Raw genomic sequence first — 14,442 nt, 5'->3', positions numbered from 1 at the left:
TTCAAATTACTCCAAACCAACCGCAATATTCAGTTTGCCGATAGCATCGGCCAGAGCCCTGATCTTCTGAGCCAGCAAGTCCCGACTTTCTTTTGTAACTTTGTCATAGGACGGGTAGCCATCAGCGCCGCGCAGGGCGGCCAATGTCGTGTTGGCGTCGGCGAGCCGGGTTTCAATATCAGTCACGACTGCCGGCGCTGCCTGAATTGCCACCGGCTTCAAAAGCGCCATCATGCGCGAAGTTCCCGCCAGATTGCCTTCAAAATCGACCAGATCGGTTTGGGAATAATGATCCTCGCCATTGGCTATTTTCGTATCGGCGATTGAGCCCATAAGACGGGCGGCACCCTTGGCTATTTGCTCCGGTGGTATGCGCAAACCACGCACCCGGTCTTTTAGCGCCGTTACATCAGCCAGTAATTTGGCTGAAACCGGTGCCAGCCCATCAAGGCTATTGGAAGCGTAAAGGGCATATTCGATCCGGTGAAAGCCGGTAAATGCCGGATCCTTTTCGCGCTTTTCCAGATAATCGGCAATGGGGTCAATGGCGTTATGCAAATCGGCAAACAGATCGGCCATTGGCTCAATCTGCTTGTAAGGAATCCGCGCTTTTTGATAAAGCACGCGCGCCTGATCGAGATCACCCGATTGAATTGCTGCGTCCAATGCGGTTGTCGCCTTTACCAGATTGTTTGTCTGGGACATTAAAAACACCTGAAACTCGGCAAGTGCACCAACAAAAGAGACGAGGGGAGGGCGCGCTGCTTCTGCCTCGGATTCTGCTGATGGCGTGACGTGCAATGTCCCGCGCGGACTGCTGAGAAGCCCGCAGGTGATTTCATAATCCCCAGCCTTCAGCTTTGCCTGCATCGTTTGCGTAAAGCCTGGAAGGATATTCTCGCGCTCTTCCAGAACCATAACGCCATCAAGGATTTCCCACTCAAGCGCACGGTCGGAATTATTGATTATCTTGAACGTGGAACGGCCGGCAGGAACGGTGATGGCGTTAGGGTCGCAAGCACCATCTTTAATCGTGACGACGACTGCATTGTCAGACGCCCCTGACTTCATGTTCTTTGACGCAAAATAGAAAGCGCCAGCTCCCGCAACCGCCAGAATTGCAGCCCCGGCAACGGCCAGTTTCATCAGTTTTGGGGAGGGAGCGGAAGGGCCGGTATTGCGCGTCATTCGCTGGTTCTTTCAATCAACGGGAAAATTTTGGCGATGCTGAAGGTGCAGGAGCACTTGCAGGGCGCAGGAAAAAGAAAAGGCTGATTAACAGAAAACCTATATAGACAATCGCTTCGCCAAGTGTCGGAGCATCCTGATAACCGAATATGCCTGACAGCAAAGTGCCAAGCGGGCTGGCAACCGGCAAAACACCGCTGAAATCGAAAAGAACCGTCTGAAAACTGTTCCAGACCCCGGCTTCATGGAAATGACGCAGTGACCCTGATAGGATGCCCGCAGCGACGATAATGATGAAAATTCCGGTCCAGTAGAAGAACCGGCGAAGATTGAGGCGGATACCGCCAGCATATATTCCGTAACCGATGACAATCGAAACGAGAATGCCAAACAATGCGCCAAGCGGAGCATCATTATTTGTGCTCTGCTGGAATATTGCGAGCAGGAAAAATACCGATTCCAGGCCTTCACGTGCGACTGCAAAGAATACCATCGCAATCAAGGCAGTGGCCTGACCTGATGAATGCGCGAGCGCATTGTCGATGGAGGCGTGAAGTTCGGACTTGATCGACCGTGCCGCTTTGCGCATCCAAAATACCATGGACAACAATACGATGGCTGCAATAACGCCGACAATCGCCTCAAAGAACTCTTGTGCCTTTTGGGGGAACTCCGCGCTTACCAACTGGAGACCCGCGCCGACAAAAAGCGAGAGTGCAACCGCGAGAAATATACCAACCCATACCGCAGGCATCCAGGCGCCACGTCCGGTCTGTTTTAGATAACTTGCAACAATCCCGACGATCAAAGCCGCCTCGATACCTTCGCGTAGCATTATCAGAAATGGAACGAGCATTAAATAACCTCAGCGCCTCATGCCTGTCTCATCCAGATGACAAGCAAAGCCGTCGGAGTCATAGACCGCCGCGAAAAACGAAGCAATAACAATATATTAGAAGAATTCTAATATATTGTTGGATCGAAATTCATCAATCTTTTCCATATGTTGACTGAATTTATCAGAATTCCATCAATGACTATTCCGTGTCCTCGCCCTAGCCTGGACGCAAGCAGGGGGATGGGCGGGGGCTGTGTTACTCACCGCACGCAATTAGAACATATCGGTGAAATCCGACCATATCGATGCCTTTAGAGGACCGTGTACGGTGACGGAAGCGATTGGAAAACGGTCGTTTGAAAATGCCGATAATAGGCGAAACGGCGACTCTACAGTCGATGAAATGTCCGAAATACAAGGAAAACAGGCATTCTGGATGACTAAGGAGGTCGGCTGCACCTCGGTTACAGTTTCCGCCGGCGATACCTTACACGGCGGTATCGGATTTACTTTATTTAGTCTGATAAGACGAGGCTAAGTGGAACTTAAGTACCGTGTGGAGAAAATTAATAACGTAAACAGGATGTTAAAGTCGTGGCGCTTAGCCTCGTTGAATTTCAAATTTGGGTAAGCGGGGCAGTGTGTGTGTGGCTTTTACTTAAGAACTGCAGTAACCGAGTGTACTGGTCATCTCTCTGGATACGGTTGCCAAAGGCCCACGCCAGTATGATTACCATCGCGCGGTCCCGGCTATGATCATAGCTGGATGACAAGACCTGGCAGATCATCGGTTACCCAACTGTGATTGATCACCGTTAAGAAAGTATCAATTTAAGCTTCTCGTCGTGTTGAATGGGCAAGTGCGAAATGGCAAAGGGGATCAATTCGTTGCAAAAATCAACACCGTCGTGGAATGCGGCAAGGCATTCTGCCGCGAGTTCAATCGGTGGCGGCCTTCGTCCGAGGGATGATTGCGCGAACGGTGGTTCCGTCCGTCGAACTCTCAATTTCGAGGGCTCCACCGAAGGGATTGAGACGACCTTTCATGCTTGGAATTCCGACTCCGTACCCGGCATCTCTCTCTACAAACCCGGGCGCTCCGCTACCAAGGCCGTTATCCGTGATTGTGAGCACTATGCGCTCCGGCTCGATCCTGAACGTCACCGAGATAGAGGTCGCTTTAGCGTGACGGTGTACATTCGCAAGCGCTTCCTGGCCTATCCGTAGCAGCGAACGTTGCAACTCAATAGAAAGGTCATCTGCGGCAGGATCAATTGATACCTCACCGCGTATTCCGCTTCGTTGGATAAACCCATGCACAAAGCTCGTAAGCGTGGTCGCCAAACCGCGCTTTCCGAGATCCCGCGGATGAAGCAGATAACTGAAGGTCCGCATCTCAGTCAAAGCTAATTCAATTGAAGACTTGACGTCACTCACAATCCGAACGGCCGTTTTGTCCGACGACACCTTTTTCTCCATGCTCATCATTCCCAGGAGCGCGGCAACCAGATGTTGTGCGGTAGAATCATGAAGTTCCCGTGCGATCCGCTGATGCTCATCTTCCTGCGCTTGCAGTAATCGCCCGGTCAGCATTTCAACGGTCTCACCCGCTTCTGTGATCGACGTTTCGAGAAGGCCTATCGGAGCTTCGATCAAGTGTCTCAAATAAAACAATGCGCACCCGCCTGCAAGCATCAACGCACCCGCCATGACGGCAAGGAACCTCAACGTCCCGAATAATTGGCCGTCGAAGCTAGCCTGCGGCATCGACATCGTGGCAGTCCACTGTGTAACCTCAGAGCGATTGAATGCAATAAGGCTTGGAACGCCATGCGGATCGTCAGCATAAACTATCCCGGTCACGGCCCCCGGGGTTGGCGTTGCCAAAAGTGCTACCCGAACCGGCTCAGCCATCTGCTGCGCAACGACAACATCTTCCCCGCTGGCAGAGACAATGCCGTTGTTATTTTGATCGTAAATGGCCCCCTCAAAATTCGGAGGGTTTCGCTGCTGTTTAAGGAATGATGCAAAACGCTGATCGGACAACACTGTTGTCAGAAAGTAACGCCAACCCCCATCAGGATCGGAAACCTTCATATTGATGGTGACCATTGTCGCATTGAGCATAACGGCCCGCACCCGCCCCGTCAGGCTAAACTCCAGAGTATCGATGCGTTCCAAAAACGCTGGTTGAGGCGCGAAATCGCTAAGGGACGGTAGCTTTGTTCCGAAGGGGTAAAGTGAATGGAGGAGCACTTTCTCCTTGTTGGACAGGACCAGCCAAGCCCCTTCCGGGAGCGACGTTTCAGTGAGCTGCTTGTGAAACAGTCGGAGATCATCAGCGTGCAGAGCAGGTGAGGATCCGAGCCCGACCAGCAGCGCATGGGAACTAGCCACCTCTCGATCCAGCGCTTGCGAAAGGCCATGCGAGGCCGCTATCAACTTTTCAGTACCGGCGTGTCGCTCCTGCTGCGCTCTCAAAATCACGAAGGTCGATACGATCGAAAAAGCGACAAACAGGACACTCGCAATGATGACCGTTAATCGCCTAATGCGAGGTTTGATCTCGTTGGCAATAGGTTGCCGGCCTGATCTTTGGTAAAACGCTGGCACCTTTTGCTTGTTCCATTCCGCAACGCTAGTTTAACATCTATACATCGTCTACACTTAATTTCACTACTATCAAATGTGCAATAATATTGGACTCTCCAGATTAAATTTATACCATTAAAGTATTATTTTTCTATAACTCGCACTCATCCGAGCGATTTCAGTTGCCATTGAATCTTCCAAATTCTGCAACTAGGTGTTTCCCTTGCCGTGATTAGGTGCTTTGTCTGATTGTCGACTTTAGTCTTGATGAATATATCCTTAGCTGGATTGCATAGGAGCAAGTGGTACGCCAACATGATGACCGGATCAAATGATCTATGGGCCCAGGATGGTAGCAGAAAAAGTGTCCGGCGAGTATTGATTGCAGACGATCACGATATCGTCCGCCGCGGACTTCGTTCTGTTGTGGAAAGTCGGCCAGGATGGGAGGTGGTGGCAGAGGCTCGTGACGGGCGGGAAGCCCTGAATTTGGCTGTTTCCCTCAAGCCCCACATCGCGATTGTCGATTACAGCATTCCGATGATGAACGGCGCGCAAGTGACACGCAGAATTTGTGCTGAATCGCCGAAGACTCAAGTGTTGATCTTTACCATGCATGAAAGTGAGAACATTCTGCGTGAGGTTCTGACGGCCGGCGCCCGCGGTTTTCTGCTCAAGTCGGATGTCGACAAACTTCTATATGCCGCCCTCGACGCCCTTGCCCACCGGAAGCCCTTCTTCACCGGCCAAGTCAGCGAAGCACTTCTGGCGCTTTTTTTGTCCCAGCCCACGGACACAGGGGAACTTGGACTTTTGACGCCACGCGAGAAGGAGGTCATCCAGCTCATTGCCGAAGGCAACAGTAGCCGAGCGGTCGGGACAATTCTGAATATCAGTAGCAAGACGGTTGAAGCCCACCGGGCGTCCGCCATGGGAAAGTTGCAGATCAACTCTACCGCAGCGCTCGTTCGATACGCCATTCGAAACAAGATGCTCGAGCCATGATCGGACCTATTCGATGGAACCACCTGTCCGAATTAACGTGGGCACACATTACTTCGCTTCTCCGCGCTGGAGTGTTGGGACCGATGCAATTCCGGAATCCGCTCCCGTGAGGGAAATTACGGCCGGAAATAGGGCCTTCTACCAATACACTTTCTGATCTCATCGGGGATAGTGCGAGCAGGGCGGGCGTTTGATAAGGTTCGCGTTTAGGATATTGTTCTGGGTCAGGCGGTAGGGTTCCAATGCGTCACATCAATTCATTGAGATTGCATTTCTTGTCGGTACCGTGGCGAGCACCGGCTCGATCGCGATGAACACGCTGCCGTTTCCAACACGATGGCAGCACGAGGGACAGCTCAAATAGCGACCAGAATTCAAATCGAACAGGAAAACCATGACCCGTAAAGAATTAGCAATTGGATTGCTGCTTGGTGTTGCGACAGTAACGCCCACATATGCCGCTGATGTCGCGCAACCAATCATGGTCCCTGAGTCCAGACAAGTTGAGAACAGCGGTTGGACTTTCGCTGTCAGCCCGTACTTCTGGGGCGCGGGTATGTCCGGCAATGTCGGTCAGTTCAATCTTCCCGCCGTACATTTGGAAACCGATTTCGAGGACATTCTCAAAGATCTGGATTTTGCTTTCATGGCCACTGGTGAGGCCCGCAATCAACGGGTCAGCATTTTCGGGGATATCATTTACACGAAACTCTCGAGCGGCTCCGGCACGCCGAGGGGCATCGTCGCTGGGAGCGTCGATCTCACGTCGGAGACCTTTGCTGGCCTTTTTGGACTTGGATATTCCGTTCTTCAGGATGAGCGAGGAAATCTTGACCTGGTGGCCGGGCTCCGGGTCTGGCACGCCAGTTCAGAAGTGTCGTTCACTGGAGGCCTGCTCGATGGTGTCTCGGCCAGTGATAGTGCCACTTGGGTCGACGGTATGGCTGGCATTCGCAGCAAATACTTCGTGACGGAGAATTTCTATGTGAGCGGTTGGGGTCTGATTGGGGCTGGGCAGGCCGATCTCGATTGGGATGTCGCCGCAACCATCGGCTACCAATTTAACGATCGGTTTTCAGCCGTTGCGGGGTATCGGGCTCTCGGTGTCGACTATAACAGAGATGGATTTGTGTTCGATGTCGTTCAAGAGGGGCCAATTCTTGGCATGGTTATGCGTTTTTGACAGATGCGAGGCGAATGGCCGACTTCGATTTTCAAACTCTCAAACTTACAGAATGCTCGGGTTCAGTAAGCGAGGAGCTGACATCATGACACTAGATGACGTTCGAGCTCAAGGAAATCTGCAAACAGCCACCCCTGTTGCCCAATCCAGTTAGCAGGGCGAAAAAATGAAAATCGTTTGAGTGTTAGTTATCTCGTATTGGTCGTGATAACCACTGCATGCGCAAAGTATGGTGAAACTAACGACCGATAACTTTTTACGCGGTGAGAGTGATTTGTATTTCTGTTCGACCGCAACGGATATGGTTCTGGAAGGTTTAACCACACACGTGAGCTTGCTCCTGTTGATAGGCAAAACGTTATACGCCTGAATAGGGATATTCATCAGGCGTTGTTGATTTAGATGCAGGCCCGGACAGGGTGGCTACCTGACGCCGGAATTTCGTTTCATGTCGTTGCAGGTGAATTGAAGATCACTTCACGTCGGCGGTTATCTATAAAAGTGGCCCTATAGCGAGTTCGCCGGTTGAACTGTCTGTTTTGCCATGGTTCGCAATTCAGCGAAAGTTTGCGCAAGGCACCTGGTGCCCAATTTTCTGGAAAAACACCGCACACGGGAAAACTCTTCACCAGAATAGGGTGTTTTACCAATGGCAATCGGACTCCACGATGGCGCAGTATCCGCGTAGCAGTGCCGCCGGCACAGAGGGGGGACAATGATCAGTATTCAAAGCGGTGAGCGGTCATCACAGTCCGTAGAGATGCCTATTTATTCTGGAATGGTTCGGATTGAACGCGGCATCTTTCAGATGGGTTCAAATAACCACTATCCGGAGGAAGCGCCGGTTCATCCCGTTGCGGTCGATAGCTTCTTCATCGACGAGACACCAGTTACAAATCGGCAATTCCAAGCCTTCGTAGATGCTACTGGATATATCACCTTTGCCGAACTAGCACCTGATCTGGCTCAGTATCCTGGTGCTCTTCCGGAAATGCTTCAGGCAGGTTCCTTGGTGTTCCGACCGCCAGTCCGCGTTCTATCGCTGCAAGATTGGGGACAGTGGTGGTCGTTCTGCTTCGGTGCCAACTGGCGGCACCCTTTGGGCCCGGATAGTTCGACCGATGGCCAAGAAGATCATCCCGTCGTGCACATCGCCCACTGTGATGCTGAAGCATACGCGAAATGGGCGGGCAAGTCACTGCCGACTGAAGCCGAGTGGGAGTTTGCTGCACGAGGCGGATTGGACGGAGTGGAATTCGCCTGGGGTGATGAATTTACTCTAGGCGGACACCATATGGCCAATACTTGGCAGGGCGAGTTTCCACATCAGAATCTTACCTTGGACGGATATGAGCGCACGTCTCCTGTTGGATCGTTCCCGCCAAATGGCTACGGCCTCTACGATATGATTGGCAATGTCTGGGAGTGGACCGGCGATTTCTATCGACCGAAGCACGATGCTCCAACCCAAAAGGCTTGTTGCATTCCGGAAAACCCTCGCGGCGGTCCAGAGCGAGAGAGCTACGATCCATGCCAACCGGAAATCAGGGTGCCACGCAAGGTGTTGAAGGGCGGATCGCATCTCTGCGCTGCAAACTACTGCCAACGCTACCGTCCGGCGGCACGATACGCCCAACCGATCGACACATCCACCAACCACGTTGGATTTCGCTGCGTGGTTCGAGTTCAATGAACATGCCTAGGAGGTTACATATGCGATGCAATCGGATTACCATTGGCCTCTTGGCCTGCTGCTCTTGCCTTGCCATTACTCTAGCTTCGTCCGGGCTTGCCTCAGCGCAAGAATCTCTGCCGTTTCCAACCCTTGCTGGGCCACCAACGGCACTTACAATGGGCGAATCTGCTGCAGCCTACACACAGCCGCTACCGCAACGCCGCCTTTCGGCAGATGCGCCCAACATCATAATTATGATGTTGGACGATGCTGGACCCGCATTGCCTTCAACGTATGGCGGGCCAATTAGCACTCCGACGTTGAGCCGGGTTGCCAGGGACGGTGTGTCCTACAACCGCTTCCACAATGCTGCCATGTGCTCACCGACCCGCGCCGCGTTGTTGACAGGCCGAAATCATCACAGGGTGGGCTTCGGCCAGATCGCCGAATTCGCAAATGCCTGGGACGGTTACACCGGCGCATGGCCGGCAACGTCAGCTTCAATCGCTAAAGTTCTGGGATACTATGGCTATGCGACGTCGGCATTCGGAAAGTGGCACAACACTCCGGCCACTGACACATCGGCCGTAGGACCGTTCGAACGTTGGCCAACGGGACAGCTTGTTGGGTTTGACCATTTCTACGGATTCTTGGCAGGCGAGTCTTCACAGTGGGAACCGGCGGTTGTCGAGAACACGATCCGTCTGACCCCGCAGCACCACCGTAAGGGCTACCACTTCACCGAGGATATGACAGACAGGGCCGTAAAGTGGATCCGGAGCCAGAGCGCGCTCGCGCCTGAACGACCGTTCTTCATGTACTGGGCTCCGGGCGCGGTCCATGGCCCACATCAGATATTCAAGGAATGGGCCGACAAGTACAAGGGACGCTTTGACCAGGGCTGGGATGTTCTTCGCGAAGATATCTTGGCAAAGCAGAAGGAGCTGGGATGGACTCCGAAGGAGACGAAACTATCCGATCGTCATCCATCGATGGCAGCATGGGAGGATATCCCTAAGGATGAGCGTGAATTCCAGACACGACTGATGGAGGTTTTTGCTGGTTTTGCCGAGCATGCCGATACGCAGGCGGGCCGACTTCTGGATACGCTAAATGAACTCGGTATCCGAGAGAACACCCTTATCTTCTACGTATGGAGCGACAACGGTTCCAGCGCCGAGGGGCAGAGCGGTACGGTGGCGGAATTCCTTGCTCAGAACGGTATCGCGACCGAGATCAAGGATCATTTGCGGGTTTTGGAAGGTCTTGGTGGCCTTGACGCATTGGGCGGCCCAAAGACCGATAATATGTACCACGGTGGCTGGGCCTGGGCAGGCTCTACCCCTTTTCAAGGGACCAAGCTACTCGCGAGCTATTTCGGTGGCACGCGCACGCCTCTTGCAGTGTCGTGGCCGGCGAAGATCAAAGCTGACGCAGTGCCCCGTTCGCAATTCTATCATGTCAACGATATCGTGCCGACCATCTACGATATCCTCGATATCGTCCCACCAAAGCTGGTGGACGGCGTGACACAGGACCCGCTCGATGGGGTAAGCATGATGGCCTCACTTTCGGATGCAAAAGCCCCGGAAAACAAGACCGGCCAGTATTTCGAGGTGATGGGTAGTCGCGGCTATTACGAAGACGGCTGGTTCGCCTCGGTATTCGGGCCACGAATCCCTTGGAAACCAGGATTCGATCCAGCGATCTTCGACTGGTCGCCCGAGAAAGACACATGGGAACTTTACAACCTCAACGAGGACTTCTCACAGGCTCGCAACGTCGCTTCCGAGCACCCCGAGAAGCTCAAGCACATGATCTCGGCGTTCAATGACGCCGCCAAAGAAAACAAAGCCTTTCCGATCGGCGGCGGATTGTGGTCCACTGTCTTCCATCCCGAGTATAGCCCAAGAAATCCGGCCAACGAGTTTCATTACAACGCCGATGTCACCGAAGTTCCCGAGTTCAATGCTCCAAAGCTCGGCTCATCAAGCACAATAGCGCAGGTCGATATTGAATTGGCACCAGACTCCGAAGGGGTTCTATATGCCTTAGGTAGTTATTCCGGAGGGCTCTCTCTCTTCATAGACAACGGCAAGCTTATTTATGAGTTCAACAACTTCCAGGTAGAGCGCACCCGGATCGAAACGTCCGAGCCGTTGCCAACAGGCAAAGTGCAGATTGAAGTGGAATCGCATCGTGTCGAGGGGCCAGCCGCTCCGATAGAGGTGACGATGCGAATCAATGGCAAGGTGGTAGCGGACGGCCGCGTACCGCGTTCTCCCAGCCTCTTTTTTACCACCAACGACACCTTCGACGTTGGGATGGACAGCTACTCGCCCGTTTCCGAGACTTACTATGATCGCGCGCCGTTTGCGTTTAACGGAACCATCGACAAAGTCTATGCCAAGTACATTCCTGACACGAAGAAAAATTAGGGGAAGCCATCATGTCTATGAAGTACTGTAGGCGGTCTCTGTCGACATGCTGTTCAATGCTCATCTTGAGCATGACGATGTCAAGTACAAGCTTTGCGCAGGAATCGTTGCCATTCCCACCCACACCACGCCCGAAGGCAGAGCGGACGATGGAACTGTCTACATATGCCAAACCTGAAGCGCTGAACCACCTTCCTGCAGACGCTCCCAATATTCTCATTGTCATGCTTGACGACACCGGACCGGCATTGCCTGCAACCTACGGCGGACCTATCAACACGCCGACCCTTTCGGCCGTGGCGAATGAAGGCGTGTCCTACAACCGATTTCACAATGCGGCCATGTGCTCACCCACACGAGCTGCTCTGCTCACTGGTCGCAACCAGCACCGTGTTGGGTTTGGCCAGATTGCCGAATTCGCAAATGCTTGGGAGGGGTACACGGGATCGTGGCCTGCCACGACCGCTTCGGTAGCGAAAGTCCTTGGCTACTACGGATATGCAACGTCTGCTTTCGGTAAATGGCACAATACGTCTTCGACCGACATATCCCGCATGGGACCCTATGATCGTTGGCCCACGGGAAGGCTCGTCGGCTTTGACTACTTTTACGGTTTTCTTGCTGGTGAAGCCTCCCAATGGGAGCCAGCGATTGTGGAGAACACCTCCGTCGTCGAGCCCAAGCATGACCGTGAAGGTTACCACTTCACTCAGGACATGACGGACAAGGCAATTTCATGGCTGCGCAACCATCGGGCAGTGAGCCCTGGCCAGCCATTCATGATGTATTGGACCCCGGGCGCGGCCCATGGGCCACACCATATTTTCAAGGAATGGGCGGATAAATACAAAGGTAAGTTTGATGCCGGTTGGGACGTCATGCGAGAAGAGGTCTTTGCCAAGCAGAAGAAGCAAGGATGGGTTCCCGCCAGTACGGAGCTGACACCTCGACCGGGAACACTGGCTGGCTGGGACAGCATCCCAGACCAGGAGAAGCCGTTCCAACGTCGCCTGATGGAAGTGTATGCCGGATTCGTTGAGCATGCCGACACGCAGGCGGGGCGGCTGCTTGAAGAACTCGACAGGATGGGTGTTCGCGACAACACTCTGATTTTCTACGTATGGGGCGATAACGGCTCTAGCTCCGAGGGCCAAAACGGGACCATCAGTGAATTGTTGGCGCAAAATGGTATCCCGAGTGATATCAAGGACCACATCCGCGTGCTAAATGAACTCGGCGGTCTTGATGTATTGGGCGGCCCAAAAACAGACAACATGTATCACGCCGGCTGGGCATGGGCGGGGTCCTCTCCATTCCAGTCGACAAAGCTCGTAGCGGCTCATTTCGGAGGTACGCGAACTCCCCTCGCGATTTCGTGGCCAAAAGCAATCAAGCACGACATCGAACCACGTTCGCAGTTCTATCATGTGAACGATATCGTTCCTACCATCTACGATGTGCTCAAGATCACCCCGCCGAAGGTTGTGGAAGGTGTATCGCAGGAGCCGATCGACGGAGTCAGCATGGTAGCCTCGTTCAACGATCCGAAGGTGCCTGCGAACAAGAAAGAACAGTATTTCGAGGTCATGGGCAGTCGAGGTTATTACAAGGATGGCTGGTTCGCGTCAGTGTTCGGGCCTCGCATTCCTTGGAAGCCGGGTATTGATCCCAAGATCGTCAACTGGTCTCCAGATAATGATAAATGGGAGCTTTATGATCTGAGTAAGGACTTCTCCCAAGCGCGGAATATTGCCGACGAGAACCCCGAGAAGTTGAAGGAACTGGTATCCAGCTTCGACGCGGCTGCATACGATAACAAGGTGTATCCAGTGGGCGGTGGCCTTTGGTCCATGGTCTTCCACCCCGAGGATGCCCCCCACAATCCAGCGACAGAGTTTTTCTACACAAAGGACGTCTTCGGCTTGCCCGAGGCATCAGCTGCGAAAGTGGGTGTACTCAGTAATCTCGCAACGATCGACTTGGAGTTAACACCGGAAAGCAAGGGCGTTCTTTATGCTGTCGGGGCTTACTCAGGGGGTATGAGTGTTTGGGTAGAGAATGGAAAGCTGACATATGAGTACAATGCTTTTCAGATCGAACGCACGCGCATCGAGAGTACAAAACCACTACCAACCGGCAAGGTGAAACTTGAGATCGAGACGCGCAAAAGCAAGGGGCCGATCGGCCCGCTTGCCATCGTAATCCGCGCGAATGGTGAAGATATTGCGTCAGGCACAGTGCCGCGCTCGGCCTCCATCGGGTTCACCCCAAACGACGCATTCGACGTCGGCATGGACAGCTATTCGCCGGTCTCAGAGGCATATTTTGACAGAGCGCCGTTCAAGTTCAACGGCAAGATCGAGAACATGCATGTGAAATATCTGAGATAATGAGACTGACGATTTCAGTTTTCGACATGACCAAAAAGGACAGGTCTCCGATGGTGACACGCATTTCAACTGTTCTCGTGCTTCCGTTTTGTTGAGCGGGATTTGAACCGATGCCTACTGAATCCAGGAGAAGGAGTTGGTGTGTGACATATCTATCACGAACAATGGCGGGCCTGGCCATGGCATATGGCATCGCGTCTGCCGCCTGCGCGCATGCTGCCGATCTGGTGGTTGCCATGCCGAACTGGCCGTCGGGCCAGGTGACGGCAAACATCATCAAGGACAGCGTGGAGAAAAACCTGCATCTCAGCGTCGAGGTGAAAGAGATGGGCACCATGACCGCCTTCGCCGGATTGGCCAGCGGAGATGTGGACATTCATCCCGAGGTCTGGCTCCCAAATCTTAAGTCGCTGACCGAAAAATATGCTGGCAAAGATGGCCCGGTCCAGCTCGCGGAGATTGGTGTTCCGGCGTGGCAAGGAGTTTGCACCACCAGACAGACTGTGGAGAAAACCGGAATACAGGCGGTTGCTGACCTTCTGGACGTGAAGAAGACCGCAGCCCTTGATACGGACGGCGACGGACAGGGCGAGTTATGGATAGGCGCGCCATCCTGGTCGTCGACTCCCATAGAGCGCATTCGGGCAAACAGCTATGGTTACGCCAAGACCATGCGCCTTCTTGAAATGCCGGAGGACATGGGCATGGCTGCAGTCGATGCCGCCGCGGCGACCGACAAGCCGATCGTCTTCGCCTGCTACAGCCCGCACGTCGTTTTTAGATTGCACGATATCGTCAAGCTCGATGAGCCCACCTACGATCCGTCGAAATGGCATGTCATTTTGCCCGCCGACGATCCCGACTGGTTGGCGAAATCGAGTGCTTCTGTCGGTTGGGACGCGGCGCGTTTCCACATCGCCTATTCGAAAGTTTTGGCGACAAGGAACCCCAAAGTCACCACGTTCCTTGAAGGCATCGATTTTACCGCCGACGAGATCACGCAGATGAGTTATGCGGTGGAAGTCGATCGCCAATCTCCCGCGGATTACGCAAAGGCTTGGGTTGGGAAGAATGCCGACCGGGTTGCAAAATGGTTGAAGGGATCGGCGAAATGAGGATAGGTTCCGCAACAT

At 53.3% G+C, this 14,442-nt stretch carries 9 protein-coding genes; 6 read left to right on the top strand and 3 right to left on the bottom strand.

What is annotated here, in order from left to right; translation table 11 throughout:
• Positions 1–6: 6 nt before the first annotated feature.
• The 3 genes from efeO to V9K92_RS00295 form a co-directional block, all read right to left on the bottom strand.
• Entirely contained in the window at positions 7–1,188 is a 1,182-nt protein-coding gene (gene efeO, locus V9K92_RS00305; RefSeq protein ID WP_337352827.1) for an iron uptake system protein EfeO, read from the bottom strand.
• Positions 1,189–1,204: 16 nt separating this feature from the next.
• On the bottom strand, positions 1,205–2,044 hold the full coding sequence (gene efeU / locus V9K92_RS00300; protein WP_337352826.1) for an iron uptake transporter permease EfeU: 840 nt from the start codon (positions 2,042–2,044) through the stop codon (positions 1,205–1,207).
• A 921-nt stretch (positions 2,045–2,965) separates the two neighbouring features.
• On the bottom strand, positions 2,966–4,423 hold the full coding sequence (locus tag V9K92_RS00295) for a sensor histidine kinase (RefSeq protein ID WP_337352825.1): 1,458 nt from the start codon (positions 4,421–4,423) through the stop codon (positions 2,966–2,968).
• Between the two features lie 462 nt (positions 4,424–4,885).
• Between V9K92_RS00295 and V9K92_RS00290 the strand changes: the two genes are divergently transcribed.
• The 6 genes from V9K92_RS00290 (at position 4,886) to V9K92_RS00265 (ending at position 14,424) form a co-directional block, all read left to right on the top strand.
• Positions 4,886–5,623 carry a response regulator transcription factor gene (locus V9K92_RS00290; protein WP_337353473.1) on the top strand — a complete coding sequence of 246 codons (738 nt, stop codon included), beginning with the start codon at positions 4,886–4,888 and terminating at the stop codon, positions 5,621–5,623.
• 394 nt (positions 5,624–6,017) lie between these two features.
• Entirely contained in the window at positions 6,018–6,806 is a 789-nt protein-coding gene (locus V9K92_RS00285) for a hypothetical protein (protein WP_443094415.1), read from the top strand.
• Between the two features lie 778 nt (positions 6,807–7,584).
• The gene (locus V9K92_RS00280) at positions 7,585–8,499 is read left to right on the top strand and encodes a formylglycine-generating enzyme family protein (protein WP_337353471.1); all 915 of its coding nucleotides are present in this window, start codon (positions 7,585–7,587) and stop codon (positions 8,497–8,499) included.
• Between the two features lie 158 nt (positions 8,500–8,657).
• A complete protein-coding gene (locus V9K92_RS00275) occupies positions 8,658–10,919 on the top strand; it encodes an arylsulfatase (protein WP_443094414.1) in 2,262 nt (753 codons plus the stop codon).
• Positions 10,920–10,927: 8 nt separating this feature from the next.
• Positions 10,928–13,309, top strand: coding sequence for an arylsulfatase (locus tag V9K92_RS00270; RefSeq protein WP_443094431.1), 2,382 nt, complete (start codon positions 10,928–10,930; stop codon positions 13,307–13,309).
• A gap of 179 nt (positions 13,310–13,488) precedes the next feature.
• Positions 13,489–14,424, top strand: a complete 936-nt coding sequence (locus V9K92_RS00265; RefSeq protein ID WP_337352823.1) for an ABC transporter substrate-binding protein — start codon at positions 13,489–13,491, stop codon at positions 14,422–14,424.
• Positions 14,425–14,442 lie beyond the last annotated feature (18 nt).

Source organism: Phyllobacterium sp. CCNWLW109, from assembly GCF_037203905.1.
In the GTDB taxonomy this organism is placed as follows: domain Bacteria; phylum Pseudomonadota; class Alphaproteobacteria; order Rhizobiales; family Rhizobiaceae; genus Phyllobacterium; species Phyllobacterium ifriqiyense.
Note: the sequence above shows the minus strand (reverse complement) of the source record. Positions and strands in the feature narration are given on the sequence as shown.

Coding starts and splice junctions, on each gene's coding strand:
- efeO (WP_337352827.1), bottom strand. CDS start 1,188: ATGACGCGCAATACCGGCCCTTCCGCTCCCTCCCCAAAACTGATGAAA.
- efeU (WP_337352826.1), bottom strand. CDS start 2,044: ATGCTCGTTCCATTTCTGATAATGCTACGCGAAGGTATCGAGGCGGCT.
- V9K92_RS00290 (WP_337353473.1), top strand. CDS start 4,886: ATGAATATATCCTTAGCTGGATTGCATAGGAGCAAGTGGTACGCCAAC.
- V9K92_RS00285 (WP_443094415.1), top strand. CDS start 6,018: ATGACCCGTAAAGAATTAGCAATTGGATTGCTGCTTGGTGTTGCGACA.
- V9K92_RS00280 (WP_337353471.1), top strand. CDS start 7,585: ATGGTTCGGATTGAACGCGGCATCTTTCAGATGGGTTCAAATAACCAC.
- V9K92_RS00275 (WP_443094414.1), top strand. CDS start 8,658: ATGGGCGAATCTGCTGCAGCCTACACACAGCCGCTACCGCAACGCCGC.
- V9K92_RS00265 (WP_337352823.1), top strand. CDS start 13,489: ATGGCATATGGCATCGCGTCTGCCGCCTGCGCGCATGCTGCCGATCTG.